Source organism: Novosphingobium rhizosphaerae (assembly GCF_050920675.1).
Taxonomy (GTDB): Bacteria; Pseudomonadota; Alphaproteobacteria; order Sphingomonadales; family Sphingomonadaceae; genus Novosphingobium; species Novosphingobium rhizosphaerae.
This window is the reverse complement of sequence record NZ_CP137861.1, coordinates 3,696,359-3,716,183: the sequence shown is the minus strand read 5'-3', so window position 1 is coordinate 3,716,183 and position 19,825 is coordinate 3,696,359. Positions and strand designations below refer to the sequence as shown.

Sequence of the window (19,825 nt, the reverse complement as noted above, 5' to 3'; positions counted from 1 at the left end):
CAGCCGGCGCGTGCCTGTGCGCGCGTGGCCTGCCGTGCCCCTTGTTCATGGGCCAGGTTCTTGTCGAAGCAGAAGCGGCGCAAGCCCAGGATCAGCGATGTCGAGCGGCTGCTGTGCGCCGGCCGCAGCGAAGGCGCGATCGAGCGCCTGTTGCCGCGCCAGTCGGGCGCGTGGACGATGCAGTTGCCGGGGCTCGACCTGCATGCTGCCTGGCCCGACGGCGCCGGTCGCGCGCGCATCTGCATCGCCACCGAACAGGTGATGGGCCCGGTGCGCAACGGCGGCATCGGCAATACTTATGGCGCGCTGGCGATCATGCTGGCCGAGGCGGGGTTCGATACCACGGTACTCTATCTGCGCGGCACGCGGGTGGAAACCGAGACGATCGAATACTGGATCGATCACTATGCCCAGCGCGGGGTCAGGCTGGTGCCGTGCCCGGACTATGCCGACGAAATCGGTTTTGCCTCCAACGCCGATCGCTGGTTGCGTATTCCCTACAACATGATGCGCTGGCTGATCGACCATCCGATGGACGTAGTCCACGTTTCGGAATGGCGCGGGACTTCTTACTTGTGCCTGCTGGCCAAGCGGCAGGGGTTGGCCTTTGCCCAGACGCTGTTCCTGGTAAAGACTTCTTCGCCGTGGATGTGGAACCGGCTCTATGGTTCGCATACGCTGGAACGGGCCGATGACCTGGTGAAGATCCACGCCGAGCGGCGCAGTGTGGAAATGGCCGACGTGGTGATCGGCGGCAGCCTGCACCTGCTGCGCTGGATGGCGAGCCAGGGCTATGCCCTGCCGCAGGGGCGCTGTTTCGTGCAGCCCAACGTGGCCACGTTCGCCAAGCTGGAGCCGCTGATGCACAGCCGCGCTCTGCCACGGGGCGCGCGCACCCCGGTGGACGAGATCGTGTTCTTCGGCCGGCTGGAAGCGCGCAAGGGGCTGTTCATCTTCTGCCAGGCGATCCGCCGGCTGATCCGCAAGGGCGCCCCACTGCCAAAGCGTATCACCTTCATGGGCAAGCCCGGCGGGCGCATGCCTTCGCACCCCGATCACGAAACCCCCGATTTCATCCGCGAGGTTTCGCAAGGCTGGCCGATCGAGGTGCAAATTCTCACCGGCTTCCAACAATACGAGGCAGTGGAATACCTATTGGGCGGGGCGCGCCTGGCGGTAATGCCCTCGATCATCGAAAACAGTTCTATGGCCGTCTATGAAGCGGCGATCTGCGGCATTCCCTGTGTTGCGACGAATGTGGGCGGCAATGCCGAACTGATCGATACGCAAGACCACGCCGCGGTGCTGTGCGATCCGCATCCGGTTGCCTTGGGCGACAAGCTGGAAGAGGCGCTGCGCCTGGGCGGCATGGTGCCGCGCCCCAGCTTCGACAATGCCGCCAATCTGGAAACCTGGCGGCGGTTCCATCGCCAGCTGGGCGGCCCGCTGCATCGCGCGTTGCTGGAACAGAGCGTGGCGGCGCCCGGGCAGGCCGAACCGGCGCCTGCCACAATCGGCATCTATTTCACGGGCGATGCCGCTGCGCTCGACGGCACGCTGGCCAGCCTGGCGGCGCAGGGCACTGCGCTGGATGAAGTGTTGGTGGCCATCGACGCCGAACATGCCGGGGCGGGCGAGGCGGCGCAGGCCGCGCTCCACGCGCATGGCCTGCCGGGGCGCGTGGTGGACGCGTTCGACCTGGACGCCGGCGCCGCGTTCAACCGCCTGGCGCACGAGGCCACCGCCGCGCACATCCTGTTCCTGTGGGAAGGGGCCACGCTGCACCCCGGCGCGCTGGCCACGCTGCTGGGCTGCGCCGCGCGGACGGGAGCAGCGGTGCTGCACTACATGCACCGGGGCGTGGCGCCCGAACGGCTGGGCAAGGCGGGCCTGGCGGAAGCGGGCAAGTTGCGTGCCGTGGTGATCAGCGGCCCGTCGGACAGTTTTCTGCGCAACGATCTGGCGGAAATGCCGCTGCTGGTCGATCGCGCCGCTTTCCGCAGGCTGGGCGGGTTCACCACCGATTATCGCATGCTGGGGCACGAAGGGGAATTCATTGCCCGTGCCCAGCTTGCCGGGCTGGAATGCCAGACCGTGATGGCCGACCTTGGCACCGTGGTCGCCCGTTCGCCCACCTGGATGCGCCAGCGCGGTTATGACCTGGCGGCCAGCAGCTTCCGCCTGATCCGGCCGATGCTCGCGGCCACGCCGCTGGCGCTGCGCGACATGCTGCTGCTCTCGCGCGGGATGCATCTGCGCGCCGTTGCGGGCGAGGCCAAGGGGCGTGGCGGCGATGGTGGCGGCCCGGAAAACCTGCTGATCCGCATGATGGCCGGCATTGCAAGGCGCAGTGCCAAACGCCCGCCCGATGGGGAGGGCCGGGTCAGCGAAAATCGGGCGGCGATGGCGCTGGACATGGCGGGCGCCACGCCCGCGCGAGGGTGATGGGGATCGCCAGGGGGCAAGCGATGGGAAAGCGAATTCTGGTAACGGGCGGATGCGGTTTCGTGGGTACCAATCTGGTGCCTCTGCTGGAGCAGGCAGGACATCAGGTGCGCGTGCTCGATTCCGAGACGCTGGGGCGGCGCGAGCATCTCGACGATTTCGGCGGTGAATTCGTCAAGGGCGATATCCGCGATCCCGATGCGCTGCACGATGCGCTGGAGGGTGTCGATGCGGTCATCCACCTGGCCGCCGATACCCGCGTGATCGATTCCATCAACGATCCGCTGCACAATTTCGACGTCAACGTGGTCGGCTCTTTCCGCCTGCTCCAGTCGATGCGCGCGCGGCGGATCGGCCGCCTGATCAACGCCTCCACCGGGGGCGCGATTATCGGCGACGTGACGCCGCCGGTGCACGAGGGCCTGGTGCCGCAGCCGATCGCCCCTTACGGCGCATCGAAGCTGGCGGTCGAGGGGTTCTGTTCGGCGTGGAGCGGCAGCTATGGCCTGCGCACGCTGTCGCTGCGTTTTGCCAATGTCTATGGCCCGCGCTCGTTTCACAAGGGCAGCGTCGTTGCTTCGTTTTTCAAGCAGATCCTGCGCGGCCGACCGCTGATCATCTATGGCGACGGCAACCAGACGCGCGATTTCGTGTTCGTCGACGATCTCTGCCGCGGGATCGTGCACTCGCTCGATTGCGACGTGTCCAGCGTGATCCAGCTTGGTTCGGGTGTGCCGGTTTCGGTCAACACGCTGATCGACCTCATTCGCCCGCTCGTGGCACCGTTGCCGGTCAGGGTGGAATATCGGGAAGCACGTCAGGGCGAGATTGCGCACACATGGTGCGACATCACCCGCGCCCGCTCGCTGTTGGGCTTTGATCCGGCAACGCCACTGGCGCAGGGCTTGGCGCAGACCTGGGAATGGTTCTGCAGCAGGTCCGATAGTCTGCCATTCAAGAGCGAACTTAAGAGGTATAATGTAGCGGCGCTGTAATAATGAGTAATTAATATAAGCCGGAAGACGAGGGGTGGAGGATTCGCAATCAAAGCCAATCCATTGAATCGTAATGATTTGATGGATTTAGGAATTTGGCGAGTCTTTCCATGAAAATTTCATGTGGTTTTTCAGGCTGCGCGATTTCGCGGCATGATTAGCTGCGTTCATTCGATTTGGTGCGCCTGCAGGACGGGGAATGTTCTAGGGGCGCCGTGTGGGGGCAAGGTCATATGCTGCTGTTCATCGACGATTCGCGGACGATCAAGATTGCGCGCCAGGCCGACAACGGCCCGCGCGAAGTGTTGGGCAAGGTCAAGAAGCATGACCTGACCCTGCCCGAGGACGTGCTTGAGCAGCTTAAGCCCGACGAGATCGAGGAAGTCGAGAACGTGTTCGACTTGATCACCGAAGGCGAAAGCCAGCGCATCAAGGCGCAGGTTGCCGCATTCCCCACCACGGTGCGCGAAGTGCTGGCGTTCTACAAGGATACCGCCACGCCAGTGGAACAGCGCTGGATCCTGGGTGCGCTGCTCGAAGGCCTGCGCGTGGTGCGCCGGCACGACCGCCAGGCTGTTGCCTGAGCGGTTCTTCGTCCGGGCCACTGCGCCCGCCGCATCCTTCAGCTTCGGGATCGCACATGGAAACGGTCATCATCCTGGGTGGTGACGGCTTTTGCGGCTGGCCAACGGCGCTGCATCTGTCCGACATCGGCTATAACGTCGTCATCGTCGACAATCTTTCGCGCCGCAAGATCGACATCGATCTGGGCACCGGCTCGTTGACACCGATCCAGCCGATCGACGTGCGCCTGCAGGCCTGGCGCGACGTGAGCGGCCGGCGCATCCGCTTCGAGCATCTGACCGTGGGCGATGATTACGCCAGCCTGCTCGACGTGATCCGCCGCGAACGGCCACGCGCCATCGTGCATTTTGCCGAACAGCGCGCCGCGCCTTATTCGATGAAGGGTGCGCGCGAGCGGCGCTATACCGTGCGCAACAACCTGAATGGCACGCACGATGTCTTGGCCGCGATCATCGAATCCGGGCTGGACGTGCACCTGGTGCATTTGGGCACCATGGGCGTCTATGGCTATGGCACGGCGGGCATGACCATTCCCGAAGGCTATCTGCCGGTGAAGGTGGAAACGCCGGCAGGCGAGCAGCAGATCGAAGTGCTCTATCCCGCGCATCCCGGCAGTGTCTATCACATGACCAAGGCGCAGGACGCGCTGTTCTTCTGGTATTATAACCGCAACTACGCCAGCCGCATCACCGATCTGCACCAGGGCATCGTGTGGGGCACGCAGACTGTGCAGACCTCGCGCGATCCGCGCCTGATCAACCGGTTCGATTACGATGGCGACTATGGCACCGTGCTCAACCGCTTCCTGATGCAGGCGGCGATCGACTATCCGCTGACCGTGCACGGCACCGGCGGCCAGACCCGCGCCTTCATCCATATCCAGGATACCGTGCGCTGCATCGAACTGGCCATCGCCAACCCGCCCGAAAAGGGCGAGCGCGTGGCGATCATGAACCAGATGACCGAAACCCATCGGTTGATCGATCTGGCCCGCATGGTTTCGGCCATGACCGGGGTGGATTACCAGCACGTGCCGAACCCGCGCGTCGAGGCGGCGGAAAACGATCTCAACGTGTGCAACGCCTCGTTCCTGCGCCTGGGCCTCAAGCCCACGTTCCTGCGCGAGGGTCTGGCCGCCGAAGTGGCCGAGATCGCCCGCCGCTATGCCGACCGCTGTGACCGCAGCAAGATTCCCTGCGTGTCGCAATGGCAGAAGGCCAAGACCGAGGCGCGCAGCGATGGGCGCGCCACGCCCACGCTGATGCTGGTCAACACGGACGATGCGGTGCCCATGCCGATCGCGATGTGACGGGCGAGCGGGACCATGTTGAGGGAATTTGACGAAATGGATGGCGATTCCACCGGCGGGGCCGATCCGGCACCCGCCACGCCGGATGATCTGGCCGCGCGCCTGCCGCGCCGCCGCGTGGATTGGCCAGCCGGTGCGCCGGCCCAGGCCCCGCTGCGCTCGGCCCGCGAATTCCGCGCCGAACCGGGTGCTGCCGACCCCGGCATTCAGGAGCCAGGTATCGACAGACCCGGTCCGGCCAGACCAAATCCGGACAAGGGCGTGTTCTTCACCCGCCCCGAAACCCCTAGCGGCATTCCCGATACCGGGGACGAGGCACGGGAGCGTTTCCGCCTGCCGCGCCGCCGTGTGCGCAAGTCGCTGGGCCGGCGCATCTGGTTCGGCGTGTCGTTCGTGGCGCCGGTCGTGCTTGGCGCGATCTATCTGCTCGCGCTGGCGCCCGATCAATATACCACCGAATTCCGCTTCAGCGTGCGCGTGCCGGTGGGCCAGGCGGGAACGGTTGCTTCGGGCGGTGCGTCGCTTTCCGCACTGTTCGGCGGCAATCCCACGCCGGGGACCGACCTGCTCGACAACTTCACCGTGGCCGATTACGTGCGCAGCCAGCAGGCGGCGGTCGATCTCGATCGCAAGGTCAACCTGAAGGCGATGTACAACAAGCCGTCCGATCCCTTTGCCCGCGTGGGCGAGGGGGCTTCGGCCGAACGGCTGGCCCGCTATTGGAAACGCATGGTCTTTTCCGACTATGACGTGACCACCGGCCTCGCCGTGGTACGGGTCAAGGCCTATACCGCGCAAGACAGCTATGCCATCGCCAACGCGCTGTTGCAGCAATCGAACGATCTGGTGAACCAGATTGGCCAGCAATCGCAGCAGGATACCGTGCGCTTTGCCAAGCAGCAGGTGGAACGCGCCAGCCAGCAGGTGACGCAGCTGCGCCGCGACATTGCCGGGCTTTCGGCACAGCGCAAGGGCATCGACAGCCCGTCCAGCGGGGTGTTCCGCGCCAACACTGACCTTTCGGTGAACACCCGCACCAACATCGCGCAGATCCAGGCGCAGATCCAGGTGCTGATGGCGCAACTGCATAACCCGGATGCGCCGCAGATCCGCATGCTGCGCGAACAGTTGGCCGCCAACGAACGCGCGCTGGCATCTTCGGTGGACGTGGCCAATTCGGTGCAGTCGAACCGCTTTGCCGACCTTCAGGGACAGTTGCAGGCCTCGCTCGCGGTCATGTCCAACGCGCAGGCCGCGCTCAGCAATGCCCAGGCCATGGCCGATGCGCAGCGGCTTTACCTCACCACCTATGTCAAGCCGCGCGTGGGCGAAAGCCCGAGCGGGCCGGATCGCTGGGCTGATCTGCTGCTGGTGACGGTGATTGCCGGCATGGTCTGGTTGATCGGCCTCCTGGTGCGCAATTCGATCATGGAGCATGGTCGGTGACCAGCGGCGCGCGCGCCTTTCCCAATCAGATTGGCAGCACGGGGGGCAGCGCGGCAGGCCATTGGTCTGCCGTGCGCCTGGCCTGGCGCAACCAGATCAATGTCTTTTCCGCGCTGCTCTATCGCGAGGCAGAAACCCGCCATGGGCACAGCTTTGCCCTGGGCTATATCGCCGCCGGCATCGAGCCGCTGGTGATCGTGGCGACCATCGGCGTGCTGTTTTCGGCGCTCAGCCGCACGCCGCCCTATGGTCACAGCCTGCTGCTGTTCCTGGGCACCGGCGTGTTTCCAATCTACCTGTTCATCCACACCTCGCTGCGCATTCGCCAGCCGCTCAATGCCATGGCGCAGCGCAACCGCTTTCCAATCGAGCGCCCGCTCGACCACCTGATGGTCCATGCGGTGCTGCACGTGGTAAGCAGCGCGGCCGTGGCGGCGCTGTTCTTCTTTTCGCTCTACTGGTTCGGCGGGGTGGAAGCGGCGATCCCCTATGATCCGGTCACCGCCATCGGCGCCCTGGCCACGCTGTTCGTGCTGGGGTTGGCGGTGGGAATCTTCAACGCCGTGTTCGCGCGACTGGTGCCGGTGTGGGATGTTATCTGGCCGGCGGTGGCGCGCGCGTCGCTGCACTTTTCCGGCCCCTATTTCGTGGCCGCCTATCTGCCACCGGCGCAACGCTTCTATTTCGGGCTGAACCCGGTGATGCATGGGGTCAACTGGCTGCGCCAGGCCTTCTATCCGTTCTATCCCCATGCGCTGTCCGACCGGTTCTACCTAGTGATGGTGGCGCTGGTGCTGCTCACGCTCGGCCTGCTGCTCGAAGCGGGCACGCGGCGCTATCTTGAAGAAAAGGAATGACACGATGATCCGCGTGGATGGACTGGGCTTTGCCTATGCCAAGGGCAGGCCGATCTTCCAGGGGCTGGACCTGGCCATTCCGACCAACCGCCGCGTGGCCCTGCTGGGTGCCACCGGCAGCGGCAAGACCACCTTGCTCAACCTGCTGGCCGGAATCGAAACCCCGACCCAGGGGCAGATCGAGCGCCAGGCGCAGCTTTCGTTTCCCGCCGGGTTCCAGCGCGGCTTTCGCCAGACAGCCACGGTGCGCCAGAACGCCACCTTTGCGGCGCGCATCTATGGTGCCGATCCCGATGAAGTGGTCGATTTCCTGGCCACGATGTGCGGGCTGGAGGCGGAGCTCGACCGCCCCTTGCGCGAGCTTTCGGTGCAGACCCGCATCGGCTTCAGCTATGTGCTGACGTATACGCTGCCGTTCGACTGCTATCTGTTCGACAATGTGATCGGGCCGCCGCAGCCCGAGGTGCGCGAACTGTGCGCACGCCTGTTCGAAGCGCGCACCCGCGAGGCCGGCGCGATCGTGGCCACGCGCCAGCCGCGTATTGCCGAGCAGCTGTGCGACTGCGGGATCGTGCTGATCGGCGATGGCGCGGTATTTTTCGACAGCATCGCCGATGCGCTGGCCGCGTTCGACGGCAGCGTTCCGGCGGTATCCGCCGACGCGTCCGAAATCGCGCCGGCCGCTGCGGCGCCTGCCGAAGGCGCCACGGCTTCGTGACGCGCAAGGTGGCCTGGTTTGGCGGGGTGGGGCTGGTGCTGGCCGTGGTTGCCGGCGCCGTGCTGCTGCCCCGTGCCGGGCAGGCGGCTGCTCAGGGCTGTTTCGGTGCGCGGGACAGTGCGCGCCTGTCTTTCCGCCTGTTTCAGCAGGCGCCGCCACCTTCTGCCGGCGCGCGCGATTACCCGGCCTATCCGCTGACTGACGCGGCCACCATGCAACTGGGCAAGCTGGCCGGCGCTGCGCCCAATGTGGGTGGCTGGTATTTCCAGTGGGGCAACCGCTCCACCGCGCCGCTGTTCAACGCGGCCGGGCGGCAGTTGCCGCGCAAGCCCAATTTCCAGCCATCGGCCGGCGCCCTGCGCCAGCAGCGCACGCCGTTTACCAGCGTGGCGCGGGCCAATGCCTGCACGCTGGCCCAGACTGCGCACCTCTTGGGCCAGGACGACGCGGCGCAAGCCTTTGCCCGCGAAGGCGGTATCGCCACGATTGCCCAGGGCCGCCAGCCCGACGTGGGCGCGGTGGGGCCGGCAGACCGGTGCGTGCTGGCCGATGGGCGCCTGCCGGCCAAGGCGCGCGGGGTATTCCTGGATTACGAAGTGGGCGATGGGCGCACGCCGCAGGATTCCCTGCAATTCCTGCGCCGCTTTGCCGCGCTGGTCCACGGCGCCGGGCGACAGGCGGGGGTGATGATCAACCCGCTCGATGCGCCCAGCCAGAAGTGGACCGGGATTACCGGCGCTGTGGCCCACGATGTGGTGGCCACGTTCGATTTCACCACGATCTGGCTGTGGGGCCGCAATGCGCAAGGCAGCCTGCCTGCCAGCTATGCCCGGCAGATGGACATCCTGCGCCAGGGCGGCCCGGTGGATGGTCGGCGTATCCTGGCCTTGTTCGATCTCAACCAGACCACCCCCGCCGATGCCGCCTTTGTTCACCGCGCCATCGTGCAAGACCGGCTGGCCGGCGCGATGTTGTGGCGCAACCGGGCGGTGCAGGGCGGCGCCTGCAACACCGACGTGGCGATCAAGACCGCCATCGTGGCCTTTGGCCAACCGCCGCAAAAGCGTGCTTTTTAGGAGAGTGTGATGCCGCTGCTGGTTCTTTCCGGCGATGACGCGATGGTCAACGTCAAGGCCAATGCCGCTTCTTCCTGGCCGCAGCGCGGCGAACTGGGCAATCGCCTGGAGCCGCTGGCGCGGCCCGGCTTCACGCCGACGTTCCGCTTTGCCGCGGGCGAGCGGATCTTCACGATCGGTTCGTGCTTTGCCCGCAACATCGAAAAGGTGCTGGAAAACCAGGGCTTCGTGATCCCGACGCGCGATATCATCCGCGCCGATCCGGAATTCGCCAAGATCGGGCACAACATCCTCAACAACTATGGCGCGCCGGCCATTCTCAACGAGATTCGCTGGGCGCTCGATCCCGCGCATGCCTTTGCGCCCGACCAGGCCTTTTTCGAAATCTATGATGGCAAGTGGATCGACGTGCATCTCAACCACGCGCTCAAGCCCACCGCGCTCGATGTGGTGCAGGCGCGGCGGCGGGCGATCCTCAAGGCCTACCAGTCGCTGCGCACCTGCCGGGTGGTGATCATCACGCTGGGCCTGGCGGAATGCTGGTTCGACAAGCAGACCGGCATCTATCTCAACACCGCGCCGCGCCGTTCGATGATCCGCGCCTTTCCCGACCGGTTCCAACTGCATGTGCTGAGCCACGACGAAGTCATGGCCGCCATGCGCGAGACGGTGGACCTGATCCGGCGCCATGGCCACCCCGATGTGCGGGTGATTCTCACGGTCTCGCCCGTGCCGCTGGGTGCCACGTTCCGCGACGAAGACGTGATGGTGGCCAATGCCTATTCCAAGGCCGTGCTGCGTACCGTGGCCGAAGCGATCACGCTGACCCATGATTTCGTGGACTATTACCCCAGCTATGAAAGCGTGACGCTGTCGGAACGCAGCCATGCGCTGGAGCCGGACCAGGTGCACCCGACCAAGGCGGTGATCGAATTGAACACCAGCCGCATGGTGCGTGGCTATGTCGGCGCCGAAACGCTGGACGCCGAAGCGATCCGCGAGGCCATGGCGGAAAATCCCCAGGCGGTGATCGCCACATTGGGCGAGCGGCCCGACCTGATTGCCGAAAACGCCGATTTCGCCGTGGCGCTGTTCACCGCAGCGGGCCGGCTCAACCGCATGGACCTTTTGGCCAAGACCCTGCCGTTCCTGCGCGGCCATGTGCCGGGCGACGAGATCACGCTGGCGCGCGCGCGGGTGGCGATGGCGGCGGGCAATGCCAAGCGGGCGCTGCTGCTGCTGGAACGCGAGCCCAAGCGCCGCGCGGTGAAGAACACCTATTGGTCGATGAAGCTCGACGCGCTGATTGCCGCCGATGACCTGGAAGGGGCACGCGGCGCGGCGCGGGCGTGGAGCGAATTCAGCGTGCGCACGCCCGAGCCGTTCCGCCGCCTGGCCGTGGCCTGCGCCGCGCGCGGCCTGGTGGACGAGGCCGACAGCCTGTTCCAGGCCGCCATCGCTCTGGCCGACGATGAGCCCAAGACGCTGCTCGACTATGCCGAGATGCTGCGCGCGACCGAGCGCCACGACGAGGCCGAACGCATCCTGGCCCAGGTGGAGCCGGGCAACCCGGCGCAGACCGAGCGGCTGCAGAACCTGAAGCTGTGGAAGCTGCGGGAAAGCCCGCCGCCGGCGCCACCGCCAGGCGGCCCGCGCCGGCCCAGCGCCGAAGTGGCGCGGCTGCGCCCCGGCCTGCAGCGCGCCTGATCATGTCCGTCCTTCTTGCCTGCCCATTTCCGAGGTTTGCCGTGAACACGATCGATCACCCCGGTTTCGCCAAGCGCGCCGCACGCCTGGCCGGTGCGGCCGCGATGGCCGCTGCCCTGACGGCCTGCGCTGCCATGCCTTCGCAGGGGCCATCGGCACCCTCGATCGCCCGGGAAGGCACGAGTGATGCGCCACCCTTCCTGTCCGTCCCGGTCGACCGCATCGTGCTGACCGCGCTGGCCACCAAAAGCGGCGATGACCTGACGCCGATGGCCACGCCCGAAGCCCCGCCGCAGAACACCATCCGCGTGGGCGATACGGTTTCGGTCACGCTGTGGGAATTCGGCAGCGGCCTGCTAGGCCCCCTGCCGGTCAGCCAGGCGCAGCCGGGCCTCGCTGGCGCGCAATCGGCCACCGTGCCCAACCAGACGGTGGACCAATCCGGCACGATCATCGTGCCCTTTGCCGGCGAAATCCGCGTGGTGGGCCGCACGCCCCGGCAAGTGCAGGCCGCGATCATCCAGGCCCTGCGCGGCAAGGCCAACGAAACCCAGGCCCTCGTCCAGGTGGTGCAGACCACCGAGAACGCCGTGACCGTGACCGGCGACGTGGCCAAGCCGGGCCGCTTCCCGCTGGCGATCAGCGGCACGCGCCTGCTCGATGCCGTGGCCGTGGCCGGCGGCACCACGGGCAAGGCGCGCGACATGCTGGTGCAATTGACGCGCGGCGGGCAGGTGCGCTCGCTGCGCATGGCGGCGGTCTTGCGCGATCCGGCGCAGAACATCTTCCTGCGGCCGGGTGATCTCGTCACCCTGGATCACGAACCGCAAAGCGTGGTGGTGCTGGGCGCCACCAACAAGCAGAGCGAAGTGTTCTTCGGCAAGGCGCGGCTCACGCTGGCCGAGGCGATCGGCAACGGCGGCGGGTTGGCCGACCGACAGGCCGATCCTTATGGCATCTATGTCCTGCGCTATGAACGCACCGAGGTTGCCGCCAAGCTGCGCACGACGCCCTTGCCCGATTACCTGACGCTGGGAGACAGCGTGCCGGTGGTCTATCACATCGATTTCCGCTCGGCCGAAGGCATGCTGCTGGCCCAGAACTTCCAGATGCACGACCAGGACCTCGTTTATGTCGCGACCTCGCCTTCGGTGCAGGTGGGCAAGCTGGCGGTGCTGCTCAACTCCGTAACGTCGATCTTCAAGCGCAATTCCTACAATGCGTTCAATTATTGAACTGCTGCGCATTGGCTCGATGTTGCAGTCAACCGGTTCGCCGCAGGTTCGGTACCCCTTCGAGGGCAAATTCGCTATATCGGCTGATATCGATTAACGGGTCGCGCCCTGGGGCGAAACATACAGATTAGGGCTGGTGCGCATCCGCAAGCTTGCAGGCCTTTGGCCCGGGCTTCGCAGCGCGGATTTTGGCGTCGTTCAACATGGCGTCCGGATACCCATTTCTGAGACCCGATACCCCGTTTTCATACCCCACGACCAGCGGAGGGGCACGAACCGGTAGGAACGAGCCGAAGCGGGAAATCCTCGATTTTATAAGGGTTTTGTCAATCCCAGTGGACTTCTGGGAACCCCTGCAAACAGGGAGCTGGCGGAGCGGGAGGGATTCGAACCCTCGATACGCTTTTGACGTATACTCACTTTCCAGGCGAGCGCCTTCGACCACTCGGCCACCGCTCCGCGTGCACTGGAAGGCGCGCACTAGCGGGCTGTGTGGGGTTGCGCAAGGGCGGTTTGGCGATCACAACAGCAAAATGTGGATACGCCCCGTTGCCGCGCTTGCGCTGGTTGTTGCCGCCCCCGGTTTTGCACAGGGACAGGCTGCTGCGCCTGTTGCCGCGCCCAGTTCGGCGCCCAGCCCCGCGCAGATCGTCGCGGCGGCGCCGGCTGCGGATTGGGTGGCGATCGCGGCCGATCAACTGCTGGTTATGGATCTGGCACCGGGCCGGGATGGCGCCGCGCGGCGGGTGGTGATCCAGCTTTTGCCCGCGCCCTGGTCGCAAGGCTGGGTGGGCAATATCCGCAAGCTGGCCGCCGCGCATTGGTGGGATGGCACGGCAATCAACCGCGTGCAGGACGGCTATGTGGTGCAATGGGGTGATCCCTTTGCTGAGGACAAGGCGCGCGCGCGGGCTTTGCCGGCGGGGCTGCAAAGTGTGCCACAGAGTGCCTACACCTTGGCGGCCGGTGCTGCGCCGGGGTTGGAAGGGCCGCGCCTGACCGATGGCATCTATGCCGCGTCGGGCCGGTTCTACCAGGGCTGGCCGATCGCGGCGGGGCCGGGCGCATCGCCGGAAACCTGGCCGGTGCATTGCTATGGCACGGTCGGCGTGGGGCGCGACATGCCGCCCGACAGCGGCACGGGGGCTGAACTCTATGCGGTGATCGGCGACGCGCCGCGCCAGCTCGATCGCAATATCGCGGTGGTGGGGCGGGTGATTTCCGGCATGGAGTGGCTGTCCAGCCTGCCGCGTGGCAAAGGCGAGATGGGCTTCTATCGCCAGGCAAAAGAGCGCACGCCGATCGTGCGCGTGCGCCTGGGCAGCGAGGTGCCGGGCCTGCCGACGTGGCAATACCTGTCCACCAGCAGCGACAGCTTTGCCCGCTATGTCGATGCCCGCGCCAACCGGCGCGATCCGTTCTACATTCGCCCTGCGGGCGGGGTGGACATCTGCAACGCGCCGGTGCCGATCCGCCCCAAGCCGTGACGCCGCCGTTGTTCATCATGCATCCGTTCGGGCAGCACGGCTGATTGCCGGCCAAGGGAGCCCCACCATGACCGATATTGCCGCCATCCTGCCCGACCTGGTTGCCCTGCGCCGCGACATTCACCAGCATCCCGAGCTTGGCTTTTGCGAACATCGCACCGCGGCGCGCATCGCCGAGGAACTGCGCGCCTTGGGCCTGGCCGTGCACGAGGGCATCGGCGGCACCGGCCTGGTGGGCGTGCTCAAGGGGACGCGGCCGGGCCCGCGCACGGTGGGCCTGCGCGCCGACATGGACGCGCTGCCGATTACCGAGCAGACCAATCTGCCTTGGGCCAGCCGCGTGCCGGGCACGTTCCACGGCTGCGGGCATGATGGCCATGTCGCCATGCTGCTGGGCGCGGCGCGGGTGCTGGCGGCCGAACCCGATTTTGCCGGCACCGTCCATTTCATCTTCCAGCCGGCCGAAGAAGGGCAGGGCGGGGCGCGGGCGATGATCGAGGAAGGACTGTTCGAACGTTTCCCCTGCGATCGCGTCTATGCCCTGCACAATTGGCCGGGTTTGCCCGCAGGCACCATCGCCACCCGGCCGGGCGCGATCATGGGCGCGGCCGACAAGTTTCGCGTGGTGATCACGGGCAAGGGCGGGCATGCCGCCATCCCGCAGGATACCCCCGATGCGATCCTGGCCGCAGCGGCCCTGGTGCAACAGCTCAACACCATCGTATCACGCGCAGTGCCCCCCGTGCAGGCAGCGGTGCTCTCGGTCACCGAAATCCACGGCGGCGAAGCGCATAACGTGATCCCGTCCGATGTCGTGGTGGGGGGCACCGTGCGCACGTTCGATCCGCAGGTGCAGGCGCGGATCGAGGCGCGCATCCAGGCCATTGCGGCAGGTATCGCCACGGCGTTCGAAGTGCGGTGCGACCTTGCCTATGATCGCTATTACCCGGCCACGATCAACGATCCGGTCGCTGCTGCCGATGCCCTGGCCGTGGCCGCCACGGTGGCCCATGCCGAACTGGCGCCCGAACCGGCGGCCACTTCGGAAGACTTTTCGTTCATGCTGCAACAGCGGCCCGGCGCCTATATCTGGCTGGGCCAGGGCGTGGGCGACCATCCCGCGCCGTTGCACAATCCGCACTACGATTTCAACGACGCCGTGCTCGAAACCGGCATTCGCCTGCACTGCGCGCTGGCCCGCCACTGGCTGGCCTGAGAGCCTGAGCCGAAAGTCCTGCGAGCCGGTTTGGCGGGTCTTTTGCGCCACGACAGCGGCGGCTGTTCGCTTACCCTTCGGCGCAATACCGGCGCATCTGCGCCACCAGATGGGCAAAGACCGCGTCAATCCGCGGCGCATGGCGCAAGTCTTCGTGCGTCACCACCCAGGCATCGAGATGGGCCACGGTGATCTGCGGGAACACGCGCACCAGGTCTTGCCGGCCCACCGGCACCTGGATTACGCCGATCCCCAGGCCGGCGGCCACGGCGGCGCGCTGGGTCGGGTGGCTGTCGGTGCGTATGGCAAAGCGCACCGGCCGGCCGACGAATTCGGCCAGGCGGCCGGCCAGGGCCAGGTCTGCGCTGGCGCGATCCGGGCCGATCAGGCGGTGATCGACAAGTTCGGCCGGGCTGGCGGGCAGGCCATGGGCCGCGACATAGGCAGGCGCCGCAAACAGGCCCAGGGCGATCTGCCCGACATGCTGCGCGCGCAGGGCACCTTGGCTCGGGCGGACCATGCGGATGGCAATGTCGGCTTCTTGGTGCAGCAGGTCTGCCGACTGGTTGCTGAGCGCCAGTTCGATATCGAGCGCGCGATGGCGTGCCAGCAAGGGTTCCAGCATCGCAGGCAGCACGGCAATCCCGATGAAATCAGCCACGCTCAGCCGCACGGTTCCGGCAATCTCCCCCGGCGCCCCGCTGGCGGCGCGGTGAAAAGCCTGGGCGGCATGGGCCATCTGCCGCGCCGGTTCGGCCAAGGCCAGGGCTTGCGCCGTGGGCACCATGCCCCCCGCGGCGCGAATGAACAGCGGCTGGCCCAGTGACCTTTCCAGGGCATCGATGCGAAAGCGTACGGTCGGCTGCGCCAACCCCAGCGCGCGCGCCGCCGCCGATAGGCTGCCCGTATCGATCACGGCCAGGAACGCCTGGTGACTGTCCCAATCAAGTGTGCGCATGTTCATTGAAAAATGATGAGCTGCTTGCAGCTTCCTGTCAATTTTCGATATGCAATGCAGGGCCTAGGTCTGGGCCTTCGACAATGAAGGATCATGACCATGACCAAGACCATCCTGATTTTGGGCGCCACCGGCGGCATCGGCGGCGCGGTTGCGCGCACGATGCTGGCGCGGGGCTGGGCGGTGCGGGCGCTGGTGCGCGATACCGGCCGGGCGGCAGCCCAGTGGGGCCAGGGGGCGGCGCCGCAATGGCTTAAGGGCGATGCGCTGCGCGCCGACGATGTGATGGACGCAGCGCAAGGCGCGGCGGCGCTGCTCCACGGCGTCAACCCGCCGGGCTATCGCAACTGGGAAACCCTGGTTCTGCCAATGCTCGATGCCAGCCTTGCAGCGGCACGGCGCCACGGCGCGCGCCTGCTCTTGCCCGGTACGATCTACAACTATGATGCGGCGGCAACCCCGGTGATCGACGCTGCCACGCCGCAGCATCCGCGCGGCCGCAAGGGCGCGATCCGTGTGGAAATGGAACGCCGCCTGGCCGCCGCCGCGCCCGACGTGAGCAGCATCGTCCTGCGGGCGGGGGATTTCTTTGGGCCCGGTGCTGCTCAAAGCTGGTTTTCCCAGGCGCTGGCCAAGCCGCCCTACCGCGTGATCACCCAGCCGGGCCGCGCCGGCATTGGCCATACCTGGGCCTATCTGCCCGATCTGGCCGAAACCTTTGCCCGCCTGCTGGAATTGCCCGAAGGGAAACTGGCCGCGGCCGAAACCCTGCAATTCGGCGGGTTTTGGGACCACGATGGCCGCCAGATGGCCCAGCACGTGCGGGCCGCACTGGCGCAGCCAGACCTTGCCGAACGGGCGTTTCCTTGGTGGCTCATGCGGATGGCCGCGCCGCTGGGTGGCTTCCCGCGCGAGGTGGCCGAAGTGGCGCAGTTCTGGCGCCACCCCGTGCGGCTGGACAATGCACGGCTGGTTGCGCTGTTGGGCAAGGAGCCTGCAACGCCCATCGCCCAGGCGATAGGCGCCAGCCTTTCCGCGCCGGCCTGATGCGCGTGGGGGGCGAGCGCCGTGCCACAGGATTTGGCGATGTGCGAAGACCTTAGCACGCTTGGCACCATGGAACGATGCCCGCCGGCAATCGTTAAGGCCCGTGATTTCCCCATAGCGAAAGGGCGCATCGTGATTGGCAAGATCGTATCTGCAGTGATCGGCAAGAAGATCGCCGAACGTACCCCCGGGCTGAGCGAAGGCGGTGGCGCGCTGCTGGGCGTGGCTGCGGCCACGGCGCTGCGCCGTCTGGGCCCGATGGGCATGGTGGCTGCGGCAACCGGCGGCTGGCTGGTGAAGCGCCACCTGGCCAAGCGGCAGGCCCGCCAACAGCAGGCTTATTGATTTCCTGGGCCGCGCGTGCCGCTTGCACGCGCGGCCAATAACTGAACGAAACCGTTTCATTTTTCGTTCGCATCTCCGGGCAGGGCGCATCGGTGCCAGGTCCGGGTGTCCGCTTGCGCGCTGCGCAGGGCGGCGCCAATGGCACAAGGACCCATTCCCATGGCACGCAAGCCCCAGACTCCGTCGACCCCCGCCGAACATTCGCCTGCGCTGGACAACGCCCTGCGTGATCACCAGCCCGGCGCAGGCCAGGCCGATTACGCGACAGAGCCCGGCAATTCGGGCGAAACGCACCAGGACGTGCAGCAGGGCGGACCGGCCGCCTACCTCACCGACAATTTCGGCCATCGCCTGGCGGACAACCAGAACAGCCTGAAGGCCGGAGAGCGTGGGCCTGCGCTGTTGGAAGACTTCATCCTGCGCGAAAAGATCTTCCATTTCGATCACGAGCGCATTCCCGAGCGGATCGTTCACGCGCGCGGATCGGGCGCGCATGGTGTGTTCGAAGTGACCAAGGCGATTCCTGAACTGACCAAGGCCGGCCTGTTCCAGGAAGTGGGCAAGACCTGCCCGGTGTTCGTGCGCTTTTCCACCGTGGCCGGCGGCGCCGGATCGGTGGACACCCCGCGCGACGTGCGCGGCTTTGCCGTGAAGTTCTATACCGAGGAAGGCAACTGGGACTTGGTGGGCAACAACATCCCGGTGTTCTTCATCCAGGATGCGATCAAGTTTCCCGACCTCGTCCACTCGGTGAAGATGGAAGCCGATCGCGGCTATCCCCAGGCCGCCAGCGCGCATGACACGTTCTGGGATTTCGTCGGGCTGATGCCCGAATCCATCAACATGATCATGTGGGCGATGAGCGACCGCGCCATTCCGCGCACGTTGCGCACGATGGAGGGCTTTGGCGTCCACACCTTCCGCCTGGTCAATGCCAAGGGCGAAGGCCACTTCGTCAAGTTCCACTGGAAGCCGGTGCAGGGCCTGGAATCGCTGATCTGGGACGAGGCGGTGAAGATTGCCGGGGCCGATCCCGATTTCCATCGCCGCGACTTGTTCGAAGCGATCGAGCGCGGCGCATTCCCGGCCTGGGACCTGGGCGTGCAGGTGTTCGACGAGGCATTCGCCGCCAAGCAACCCTATGACGTGCTCGACGCGACCAAGCTGGTGCCCGAGGAAGACGTGCCGGTGCAGATCGTGGGCCGCATGACGCTCAACCGCAACGTGGACAATTTCTTTGCCGAGACCGAGCAGGTTGCGTTCCTGCCATCGAACGTCTTGCCGGGCATCGATTTTTCCAACGATCCGCTGCTTCAGGGCCGGCTGTTCTCGTACCTCGACACGCAGAAATCGCGCCTCGGCACGACCAATTTCCACCAGATCCCGGTCAACGCGCCCAAGTGCCCGTTCCACAACATGCAGCGCGATGGCCTGATGCAGACGCTGGTGCCGACCGGCCGCGCCAATTACGAGCCCAACTCACTCAACGAAGCGGGTGAGGACAGCGGCCCGCGTGCCAGCCCCGAAACCGGCTTCACCTCGTTCCGCGAAAACGGCGAATGCAACGATCCCACGGAAAAGGTGCGGGTCCGCGCCGAGCTGTTTGCCGATCACTATAGTCAAGCTGCGCTGTTCTTCCATTCGCAGACGCAAAGCGAGCAGGCGCACATCGCCTCGGCGCTGGTGTTCGAACTGTCGAAGGTGAGCCTCGACCATGTGCGGGCACGCGTACTGTCGCGGCTGCGCAATGTGGACGAGACACTGGCGCAGCGCGTGGCCGATGGCCTGGCGGTGGACCTGCCGGAAAAGGCCCCTGCGGCCCGCAAGCCGGTGGCGATGAAGCCGTCCGACGCGCTGTCGATCCAGAAGCAGGCCAAGAACACCTTCGAAGGCCGCAAGGTGGGCATCCTGTTTGCCGAAGGTTCGGACAAGGCAACGATCGACACGCTAAAGCAAGGGATCGAGAAGGCCGGCGGCGCGGTGGTCCTGGTGGCGCCCAAGGTTGGCGGCATCGCGGTCAAGGGCGGGACGCTAAAGGCGGATGGCCAGCTGGACGGTACGCCCTCGGTCATGTTCGATGCCGTGGCATCGGTGTTGATGCCCGAAGCAGCGGCCAAGCTGGCGCAGCAGGGTGCCGCGGTGCAGTGGTTCATGGACGCCTATGGCCATTGCAAGACCATTGCCCATTGCCCCGGCACGCAAGTTATCCTCGACAAGGCCGGGGTGGAGAAGGACGAAGGCGTGGTGCCCAACGAAGACCTGCTCAAGGTGGGCCCGGTGCGCCATTTCGCCCGCGAGCCCAAGGTGCGCGCGCTGGCGTGATGCCGGGCCCGTCCGCTGCATGAAATCCGTCACCCCGGATCAAGTCCGGGGTGACGAACGTATAGCATAAGCCGAAC

At 66.2% G+C, this 19,825-nt stretch carries 16 protein-coding genes and 1 tRNA gene; 15 read left to right on the top strand and 2 right to left on the bottom strand.

What is annotated here, in order from left to right; translation table 11 throughout:
- Positions 1 to 60: 60 nt before the first annotated feature.
- From R9J51_RS16840 to R9J51_RS16795, 10 genes are all read left to right on the top strand, one after another.
- Positions 61 to 2,445, top strand: coding sequence for a glycosyltransferase (locus tag R9J51_RS16840; protein ID WP_179505168.1), 2,385 nt, complete (start codon positions 61 to 63; stop codon positions 2,443 to 2,445).
- Positions 2,445 to 3,440, top strand: coding sequence for an NAD-dependent epimerase/dehydratase family protein (locus tag R9J51_RS16835; protein ID WP_432787600.1), 996 nt, complete (start codon positions 2,445 to 2,447; stop codon positions 3,438 to 3,440). Before R9J51_RS16840 ends, R9J51_RS16835 begins: the two co-directional genes overlap by 1 nt.
- A gap of 233 nt (positions 3,441 to 3,673) precedes the next feature.
- Positions 3,674 to 4,024, top strand: coding sequence for a hypothetical protein (locus R9J51_RS16830; protein WP_179505166.1), 351 nt, complete (start codon positions 3,674 to 3,676; stop codon positions 4,022 to 4,024).
- A gap of 56 nt (positions 4,025 to 4,080) precedes the next feature.
- Entirely contained in the window at positions 4,081 to 5,334 is a 1,254-nt protein-coding gene (locus R9J51_RS16825; RefSeq protein ID WP_179505165.1) for an NAD-dependent epimerase/dehydratase family protein, read from the top strand.
- A gap of 36 nt (positions 5,335 to 5,370) precedes the next feature.
- The gene (locus R9J51_RS16820; protein WP_218847392.1) at positions 5,371 to 6,780 is read left to right on the top strand and encodes a hypothetical protein; all 1,410 of its coding nucleotides are present in this window, start codon (positions 5,371 to 5,373) and stop codon (positions 6,778 to 6,780) included.
- Entirely contained in the window at positions 6,777 to 7,637 is an 861-nt protein-coding gene (locus R9J51_RS16815) for an ABC transporter permease (RefSeq protein WP_179505163.1), read from the top strand. Before R9J51_RS16820 ends, R9J51_RS16815 begins: the two co-directional genes overlap by 4 nt.
- A gap of 4 nt (positions 7,638 to 7,641) precedes the next feature.
- Positions 7,642 to 8,355, top strand: coding sequence for an ATP-binding cassette domain-containing protein (locus R9J51_RS16810; RefSeq protein WP_179505162.1), 714 nt, complete (start codon positions 7,642 to 7,644; stop codon positions 8,353 to 8,355).
- Complete coding sequence (locus tag R9J51_RS16805; RefSeq protein WP_179505161.1) at positions 8,352 to 9,431, top strand: hypothetical protein; 1,080 nt, start codon at positions 8,352 to 8,354, stop codon at positions 9,429 to 9,431. Before R9J51_RS16810 ends, R9J51_RS16805 begins: the two co-directional genes overlap by 4 nt.
- A gap of 9 nt (positions 9,432 to 9,440) precedes the next feature.
- The gene (locus tag R9J51_RS16800; RefSeq protein WP_179505160.1) at positions 9,441 to 11,138 is read left to right on the top strand and encodes a GSCFA domain-containing protein; all 1,698 of its coding nucleotides are present in this window, start codon (positions 9,441 to 9,443) and stop codon (positions 11,136 to 11,138) included.
- Between the two features lie 41 nt (positions 11,139 to 11,179).
- Positions 11,180 to 12,373, top strand: coding sequence for a polysaccharide biosynthesis/export family protein (locus R9J51_RS16795; protein WP_179505159.1), 1,194 nt, complete (start codon positions 11,180 to 11,182; stop codon positions 12,371 to 12,373).
- A gap of 368 nt (positions 12,374 to 12,741) precedes the next feature.
- Here R9J51_RS16795 and R9J51_RS16790 read toward each other — a convergent pair.
- Positions 12,742 to 12,832: transfer RNA gene (locus R9J51_RS16790), tRNA-Ser, on the bottom strand.
- A 74-nt stretch (positions 12,833 to 12,906) separates the two neighbouring features.
- Here R9J51_RS16790 and R9J51_RS16785 point away from each other — a divergent pair.
- Together R9J51_RS16785 and R9J51_RS16780 are read left to right on the top strand one after the other, a co-directional pair.
- A complete protein-coding gene (locus tag R9J51_RS16785) occupies positions 12,907 to 13,860 on the top strand; it encodes a peptidylprolyl isomerase (RefSeq protein ID WP_179505158.1) in 954 nt (317 codons plus the stop codon).
- 67 nt (positions 13,861 to 13,927) lie between these two features.
- Positions 13,928 to 15,076, top strand: coding sequence for a M20 aminoacylase family protein (locus tag R9J51_RS16780; RefSeq protein WP_179505157.1), 1,149 nt, complete (start codon positions 13,928 to 13,930; stop codon positions 15,074 to 15,076).
- A gap of 70 nt (positions 15,077 to 15,146) precedes the next feature.
- On the opposite strand, the gene R9J51_RS16775 is transcribed toward R9J51_RS16780, so the two are convergent.
- Entirely contained in the window at positions 15,147 to 16,040 is an 894-nt protein-coding gene (locus R9J51_RS16775; RefSeq protein WP_168557683.1) for a LysR family transcriptional regulator, read from the bottom strand.
- Positions 16,041 to 16,133: 93 nt separating this feature from the next.
- Between R9J51_RS16775 and R9J51_RS16770 the strand changes: the two genes are divergently transcribed.
- The 3 genes from R9J51_RS16770 to R9J51_RS16760 all read left to right on the top strand — a co-directional run bounded on the left by R9J51_RS16770 (position 16,134) and on the right by R9J51_RS16760 (position 19,748).
- Entirely contained in the window at positions 16,134 to 17,081 is a 948-nt protein-coding gene (locus tag R9J51_RS16770; RefSeq protein ID WP_179505156.1) for an NAD(P)H-binding protein, read from the top strand.
- Positions 17,082 to 17,213: 132 nt separating this feature from the next.
- Entirely contained in the window at positions 17,214 to 17,426 is a 213-nt protein-coding gene (locus R9J51_RS16765; protein WP_168557685.1) for a hypothetical protein, read from the top strand.
- Between the two features lie 159 nt (positions 17,427 to 17,585).
- On the top strand, positions 17,586 to 19,748 hold the full coding sequence (locus tag R9J51_RS16760) for a catalase (protein WP_179505155.1): 2,163 nt from the start codon (positions 17,586 to 17,588) through the stop codon (positions 19,746 to 19,748).
- Positions 19,749 to 19,825: the final 77 nt, after the last annotated feature.